The sequence below is a fragment of the Methylobacterium thuringiense genome, assembly GCF_022179645.1.
In the GTDB taxonomy this organism is placed as follows: Bacteria; Pseudomonadota; Alphaproteobacteria; order Rhizobiales; family Beijerinckiaceae; genus Methylobacterium; species Methylobacterium thuringiense.
Window position 1 is genome coordinate 1 of sequence record NZ_BPRA01000039.1, and the last position, 2,556, is coordinate 2,556.

The following is a 2,556-nucleotide window of genomic DNA, read 5'->3' on the forward strand; positions in this document are numbered from 1 at the left end:
ATCGGGCCCCTTCATCGTTCTCGCCGATCCTGTGGCTCAAGTCGGCAGGATCTCGCCGGTCTCGGGATCGTGGGGGTCGGCGGTGGCCTGGTTTTGCTCCGCCCTGCCATCGCCGCGGCCTCGTCGGTTGCGGGAGGATTTGAGGCGGTAGCTGTCGCCGTTCAGGCTCAGGATGCTGACGTGGTGGGTCAGGCGATCGAGCAGCGCGCCGGTGAGCCGCTCCGAGCCCAGAACCGAGGTCCAGTCCTCAAATGGCAAGTTCGAGGTCACCACGGTGGAGCCACGCTCGTAGCGTTGCGAGAAGGTCTCGAACAGCAACTCGGCCCCCGTCGGCGAGAGCGGCACGTAGCCGAGTTCGTCGACGATCAGGAGCTTCACCGCGGCCAGTTCGCGCTGCATCCGGAGCAGACGGCGCTCGTCGCGGGCCTCCAGAAGCTGATTGACCAGAGAGGCCGCGGTGGTGAACGCGACCGAGAAGCCCTTCTGGCAGGCTGCCAGGCCGAGAGCCAAGGCGATGTGGGTCTTTCCAGTACCGGAGTTGCCGAGTGCGATGACGTTTTCCCGGCCAAGGATGTAGCCGCAGCGCGCCAGCTCCAGCACGAGCATCTTGTTCAGGCTCGGGATCGCGGGGAAGTCGAAGGTGTCGAGGCTCTTCACCGCCGGGAAGCGTGCCGACCGGATCCGGCGTTCGACCATGCGCCGTTCGCGATCGATGAGTTCCAGCTCGACCAGCCGGAGCAGGTAGCGCGGGTGGTCGATGCTGCCCTGGGCACACTCGCGGGCAACCTTGTCGTACTCGCGCAGCACCGTGGGCAGCTTCAGCTGCTTGAGGTGGTGGGCGAGCAGGATCCCCGGCGTGCCGCCGGTGGTGCCGCCCGGCATCGTCTCGTCACGTGCCGCGCTCATGCCGCCACCTCCGGCACCAGCACGGCGTAGTCGGCGGCCACGGTCGTCCTCACCGCGGTCCTGGGCAGATGCGGATAGGCCGCCAGGTCGAGCCGGGGCGGTCGGCGTTCGAGCCGGGCCAGCGCGATCAGCTTGACCGCGTCGAAGCCGATCGCACCGAGTCGGATCGCGTCGGTGACGGCCGAGGCCACGACGTCCTTGGGCATCGCCTCCATCAGGCGCAGCACCTGGATGAACTCGCGCTTGCCACGGTTACCCATGCGCGCCTCCAGGAGGTGGCGCAGGTGCTGGAACGCCTCGGGCAGATCCCAGCCCTGGAGCGCGGCCGCCTGGTCGAGAGCGTTCGGTTTGGTCTCGATCAGCGCGAGGTAATGCAGCGGATCGGACACGAACACGCCGGTGCCGTAGCTGCGCTCATGCCGGGCGATCTCGATGCCGCCACACAGGATTACGACCTCCTCGACGAAGCCCTTCACCAGCACGTCCCGGAAGCCGTAGGCGGTCGGCACCGAGTAGTCGTTGCAGCGGTAGCGAACCAGCGCGGTCGAGGAGACGCGCCCAGCCCGCTTATCGCACGGCTCCAGCGGGACCGCCGGCAAGGAACGCAGAACGGCACGATCGGCGACCAGTCGCGTGCCGATGCTCTCAGCATGCTGTCCGGCCCGCTCATCCTGCCGGGTCCGGCAGCGTCGCTCCAGATCCGCGTTCAGCGCCTCGAACGAGGCCGCCTCCGGGGCCGGGGTCATGAAGTTGGACCGGGCGTACTTGACCAGGCCTTCGACCTTGCCCTTGTCGTTGCCCTTGCCCGGACGCCCGAAGCGGTCCCGGAACAGGTAGTGGCTCACCAGCTCGGTGAAGGCACGGGTACGTTCGCGCTGGCCTCCGCCGCAGATCTTGGCGACCGCGATCTTGGTGTTGTCGTAGAGGATCGACAGCGGCACCCCGTCGAAGAACCCGACGGCGGCGACATGCCCGTCGAGGAACGCCTCGGTGGTCTCCCGCGGATACGCCTTCACGAAGCAGGCGTCGGAGTGCGGCAGGTCCATGCAGAAGAAGTGGATCTTCCGGCGCACGCCGCCGATGGTGGCGACCGCCTCGCCGAAGTCGACCTGGGCGTGGCCGGGCGGGTGCGCCAACGGCACGAAGGTCTCCCTCCCGCTCGCGCGTGCAATCCGGACGTGGTCCTTCACCACCGTGTAGCCGCCAGCGTAGCCGTGCTCGTCGCGTAGACGCTCGAAGATCCGCTTGGCCGTGTGCCGCTGCTTGATGGGTGCGATCCGGTCCGCCTCCAAGATCGCATCGATCACCGGCAGTAGCGGCCCCAGCTTCGGCTTCTCGATCGGCTTGGTGCGAGTATAGCCCGGTGGCAATGAGAACCGGCACATCTTGGCAATCGTCTCGCGATTGAGCCCGAATACCCGGGCTGCCTCGCGACGAGAGTGGCCGTCGATGAAAACGAACTGCCGAACGGCCGCGTAGACTTCCACGGCAAACATCCTGGGCCCCTCCCGAAAGAGAAGCCTCTCCACTGGCCGGCTTTTACCCCGGCCGCATCAGCACCCCGCCGACGCTCCAGTGGATGGTTTTGTCACCGCCCTACACCATCCGGCCCGGACCCGGCCGACAGCGCCTTCTCCTCCAGCCGCTTCA

At 67.4% G+C, this 2,556-nt stretch carries 2 protein-coding genes; both read right to left on the minus strand.

Features of this window, described 5'->3' with window-relative positions; all coding sequences use genetic code 11:
* Positions 1 to 36: 36 nt before the first annotated feature.
* A complete protein-coding gene (gene istB, locus MFF07_RS22355; protein ID WP_238232937.1) occupies positions 37 to 906 on the minus strand; it encodes an IS21-like element ISMex8 family helper ATPase IstB in 870 nt (289 codons plus the stop codon).
* Complete coding sequence (gene istA, locus MFF07_RS22360; protein WP_238232938.1) at positions 903 to 2,402, minus strand: IS21 family transposase; 1,500 nt, start codon at positions 2,400 to 2,402, stop codon at positions 903 to 905. The genes istB and istA overlap by 4 nt, the downstream gene beginning before the upstream one ends.
* Positions 2,403 to 2,556 lie beyond the last annotated feature (154 nt).